Annotated in this window: 6 protein-coding genes; 1 reads left to right on the top strand and 5 read right to left on the bottom strand. The window is 71.5% G+C overall.

Translation table 11 applies throughout. The annotated features are described in order from the left end of the window. The 5 genes from HMPREF0731_RS25195 to HMPREF0731_RS08855 all read right to left on the bottom strand — a co-directional run. On the bottom strand, nt 1–252 hold a 252-nt coding region (locus HMPREF0731_RS25195; protein WP_007003754.1), incomplete at its 3' end, for a hypothetical protein. Between the two features lie 3 nt (nt 253–255). Continuing rightward, a complete protein-coding gene (pth, locus tag HMPREF0731_RS08865) occupies nt 256–828 on the bottom strand; it encodes an aminoacyl-tRNA hydrolase (protein WP_007003753.1) in 573 nt (190 codons plus the stop codon). 15 nt (nt 829–843) lie between these two features. Then, on the bottom strand, nt 844–1,488 hold the full coding sequence (locus HMPREF0731_RS08860; protein WP_007003752.1) for a 50S ribosomal protein L25/general stress protein Ctc: 645 nt from the start codon (nt 1,486–1,488) through the stop codon (nt 844–846). Nucleotides 1,489–1,625: 137 nt separating this feature from the next. After that, nucleotides 1,626–1,769 (bottom strand): hypothetical protein, encoded by a 144-nt coding sequence (locus tag HMPREF0731_RS24150; protein ID WP_157136024.1) that lies wholly within the window; start codon nt 1,767–1,769, stop codon nt 1,626–1,628. A 6-nt stretch (nt 1,770–1,775) separates the two neighbouring features. Next, a complete protein-coding gene (locus HMPREF0731_RS08855) occupies nt 1,776–2,996 on the bottom strand; it encodes an MFS transporter (protein WP_157136023.1) in 1,221 nt (406 codons plus the stop codon). A 70-nt stretch (nt 2,997–3,066) separates the two neighbouring features. On the opposite strand from HMPREF0731_RS08855, the gene HMPREF0731_RS08850 reads away from it, so the two are divergent. Further along, nucleotides 3,067–3,867 carry an AraC family transcriptional regulator gene (locus HMPREF0731_RS08850; protein ID WP_007003749.1) on the top strand — a complete coding sequence of 267 codons (801 nt, stop codon included), beginning with the start codon at nt 3,067–3,069 and terminating at the stop codon, nt 3,865–3,867. Nucleotides 3,868–3,991: the final 124 nt, after the last annotated feature.

The raw sequence follows: 3,991 nt of genomic DNA, 5'->3' as shown, positions 1-3,991 counted from the left end.
GGCCCGCGCCGGGCCGGCGCATTCCGACACCACCTGCGCCATGGCCAGCGCCAGCGAGGCGCGCGCGGCGGCGGATTCGATGGCGGCCTTGTGCCCGGTGCGGCTGCGCTCCAGCGCGGCGGCGGTGCCCGCCAGGCTCTGCGCCTGGGCCAGCAGACCGGCGGCCAGGGCGGCCGCGCCATTCGCCATGTCCTCGGGCCCGGGTCCGCCGAATTCGGCGGCGAGATCGGCCGCCGCGTCTTCCATCGCCATGTCTCAGCTCTCCTGGGTCAGCAGGGCCACGCGGGTCATGAACGCCTCGGTCTCGCCGCGGGCGAGCAGGGGCGCGGCCTCCGCCACCGCATCCAGCATGGGTTCGAGCCAGGTGTCCACCTTGGCGAAATTCCCCAGCACATGGCCGGTGACCTTCTCCTTCGACCCCGGATGGCCGATGCCCAAGCGCACCCGCCAGTAATCCGGCGCGCCCAGGCGGCGGTCCATGTCGCGCAGACCGTTATGGCCGGCGGCGCCGCCGCCCTTCTTCACCCGGATCTTGCCGGGGGCCAGGTCGAGCTCGTCATGGAAGGCGGTGATGTCGGAGAGCGGGATCTTGTGGAACGCCGCCGCCGGCTGCACCGATTCGCCGGAGAGGTTCATGTAGGTCTGCGGCTTCAGCAGCAGGAGCTTGCGCCCGTCGATGCTGCCCTCGGCCACCAGGCCCTTGTAGCGTTGCCGCCACGGCGTGAAGCCGTGGCGGCGCGCGATGGCGTCGAGCGCCATGAAGCCGATATTGTGGCGGTGCCGCGCCTGACCCGGTTCGGGGTTGCCGAGGCCGACCCAGAGCAGCACCGCGACGGCTCCGTCTTACTTCTTCTTGCCGGCGGCCTTGCCCTTGGCGGGCGCGGCGGCGACCGGGGCCTGCACCACGATCTCTTCCTCGACCGTCGGCGGCGCGATGGTCGCCACCACGAAGTCGCGGCCGACGATCACCGGCTTGGTGCCCTTGTGGTCGATCACGTTCGACCAGCGCAGGCTGTCGCCGATCACGGCGGCGCCCAGGTCGATCTCGAACTGCTCCGGCACCTGGTCGGGGTCCGACAGCACCTCGAGCTCGCGGCGGACGACGTTCAGCACGCCACCCTCCTTGATGCCCGGCGCGCTCTCCTCGTTCTGGAACACCACCGGCACCTTCACGCGGATCATCTGACCCGGCGCCAGGCGCTGGAAGTCCACATGCAGCGGGCTGTCCTTGACGGGGTGGAACTGCACCTCGCGCATCAGGCAGCGCACCGGCTCGGCACCGGCCACCGCCACCTCGTAGAGGTGCGACTGCCAGCCACCCTTGTGCATCTCCTTCATCACGTCGCGCGGGTCGAGCGAGAGGAGCACCGCCTCCTGCTTCGCGCCGTAGATGACGGCGGGCACACGCCCGTCCTTCCGAGTCGCGCGCGCCGCCCCCTTACCGGCCCGCTCGCGCGCCTCGGCCTCGATCCGAATGGTCTGGACCATTGCTGAAAAGCTCCGCTTCTATGGGCGCCAATCCGGGGCGCCCGCCGCACGCTCAGGCCCATGCCCGAACGCGAGCACGCCGGCCTCCAGGGGTGCCGGCGTGCGGCGGGCGACATAGCCCATTCCAGGGGAGTCTTTCAAGCGGCAGCAGCCCTGGAAGAATCTTCTTTTTCTGAAGAAAAAGAAGCAAAAAGACTTTCTTTCAGGCTGCCGCCGTCTCCCGTTGAAGCGGGACGCCAAACTGAAAGAAGTTTTTTGGTTCTTTTTTCAAAAAAGAACATCTTTTCTTATTCGGCCGGGGCCACCTGCCACATCTCCGGCTTCAGCTCCTCCTCCCGGTCCGGGAAGAACAGCGCGCAGAGCAGCGTCACCGAGCCGAAGCCCGCCAGCACCACGATGGTGGCACTCAGGTTGCCGGTCGCCTGGTGCAGCAGCCCGATCAGCGGCGAGGCCGCGGCGGCGCCGAGGAACCCCACGAAGAAGCGGATCGAATACAGCTTCACCCGCAGCGCCGGCGCGATGTAGCGCGCCGTCATCGTCTCGTTCACCGTGACCTGGCCGAAGATCGAGGCCGCCAGCAGCGCCGCCAGCGGCAGCACCATCCAGCCCTCCGCCCAGGCCAGCGCCAGCATCGCCGGCACCTGCACCAGCGCCATCGGCAGGAAGACGCGCTTCAGCGTCATCCGGTCGATCATCCGGCCGACGGTGAACTGCGTCAGCCCGCCGCACAGCGTCACCAGGAAGGCCAGCGCGCCGATCACCGGCAGCAAATCCGGGCTGCCGGCCAGACGCTCCTCCATCAGCTTGGGCAGCAGCAGGGTGAAGGCGTTGAACACCAGCCCCGAGGCCGCGGCGATCGCCAGCAGCACCACCACCGCCCGCCGCACCACGGCGCGCGGAATGACCGGGAAGGGCCGCGCCCCCCTGGCCGAGGCGGCCATGTCCACCGCCGGCTCCCGCGCATAGAACAGGCCGATCAGCACGCAGAGCAGCCCCGGCACCAGGAAGGCCCAGCGCCAGCCCAGCGTGATCGCCAGGAAGGCGGTCGCCACCGGCGCCAGCGCCACGCCCAGATTGCCGAACACCCCGTTGATGCCGACCGCGCGCCCGACCCGGTCGCCCGCCGCCTCCACCAGCATGGCGGTGCCGACCGGGTGGTAGATCGAGGCGAAGCCCCCCATGCCCGCCAGCGCCAGCCCCAGCGCCCAGGGCGAGCCGGTCAGCCCCGCCAGCGCCATGCAGCCGCCGGTGCCCAGGAAGAAGGCCAGCATCAGGTTGCGCCGGCCGAACCGCCCGGCCAGCCAGCCCATCGGCAGCGCGCCCACGCCATAGACCACGAACATCGCCGTGCCGATCGCCAGGATCGGCCCGTATTCATGGCCGAACAGCGCCCCGTCCTGCTGCACCATGCCGAGCACGGCGGTGGCCAGGATCAGCAGGGAAAAATGCGTGAAGCTGTGCGCCGCGTTGATGAAGGCGATCTGCCGCGTGGCCGGGGAAAGGGACATGGCCATTCTTCCGTATGCTTGCCGTGTCCGGGCAGGATAGCCTGGCCAGGAACCGACATCCGGCCACATCATGTCGCCAACGCGCCAAAAACCCTTCGCCATCATCCCCGACAGCCAGCTGCCGCAGGATGCGGTGGACCGGCCCCTGGCCGGCTTCCGGCGCGACTATGCCGACCACAGCGCGACGCCGCGCCACGCCCACCGCCGGGTGCAGCTGATCTATGCCAGCCACGGCGTCATGCGCATCACCACCGATGAGGCCGCCTTCGTCGTGCCCCCGGGCCGCGCGCTGTGGGTGCCGGCCGGGCTGCCGCACGCGGTGGCGACCCAGGGCAGCGTCGCCATGCGCGCCCTGTTCCTGCGCGAGGATGCGGCGCGGCTCGGCCCGCGCGGCGTCGCGGTGCTGGCCGTCTCCCCGCTGCTGCGCGAGCTGATCCTGGCCGCCTGCGAGGAGCCGCCGGACTGGGACCCGGAGGGCCGCGCCGGCCACCTGGCCGCGCTGATCCTGGACGAGATCGCCCGCGCCCCCACCCTGCCGCTCGGCGTGCCCTGGCCGCGCGACGCCCGGCTGCAACGCCTGGCCGCCGCCCTGCGGGAGGACCCGGCCAGCCCCCTGACCCTGGAAGGCTGGGCCGAGGCGGTGGGCGCCAGCCCGCGCACCCTGGCCCGGCATTTCCGCGCCGAGACCGGCATGAGCTTCGGCGCCTGGCGCCAGCACTGGCGCCTGGCCGAGGCCGCCGCCCTGCTGGCGCAAGGCCTGCCCCCGGCGCAGGTGGCGGCGCGCATCGGCTATGCCAGCGCCCCCGCCTTCGGCGCCGCCTACCGCGCCGCCTTCGGCGTCACCCCCGGCCAGGCGCGCGGCCCGCGCTGAGCCCGCCCCGATGCAGGGCCGGAAAATTCTGCCGCCGCCCGCTTTCCGCCCCCGCCTGCGCGGCCCATCTTGCCGCCATGCCCCTCCGCCCAGCCCTGCCCCTGCTGGCCCCCCTGCTGCTGGC

It is taken from the genome of Pseudoroseomonas cervicalis ATCC 49957, assembly GCF_000164635.1.
GTDB classification, from domain to species: domain Bacteria; phylum Pseudomonadota; class Alphaproteobacteria; order Acetobacterales; family Acetobacteraceae; genus Pseudoroseomonas; species Pseudoroseomonas cervicalis.
This window is presented reverse-complemented; position numbering and strand designations above follow the sequence as displayed.

What these genes read in the sequence shown, in the direction of transcription:
- HMPREF0731_RS08860 (WP_007003752.1), bottom strand. Translation starts at nt 1,488, where the DNA reads ATGGTCCAGACCATTCGGATCGAGGCCGAGGCGCGCGAGCGGGCCGGT.
- HMPREF0731_RS24150 (WP_157136024.1), bottom strand. Translation starts at nt 1,769, where the DNA reads ATGTTCTTTTTTGAAAAAAGAACCAAAAAACTTCTTTCAGTTTGGCGT.
- HMPREF0731_RS08855 (WP_157136023.1), bottom strand. Translation starts at nt 2,996, where the DNA reads ATGTCCCTTTCCCCGGCCACGCGGCAGATCGCCTTCATCAACGCGGCG.
- HMPREF0731_RS08850 (WP_007003749.1), top strand. Translation starts at nt 3,067, where the DNA reads ATGTCGCCAACGCGCCAAAAACCCTTCGCCATCATCCCCGACAGCCAG.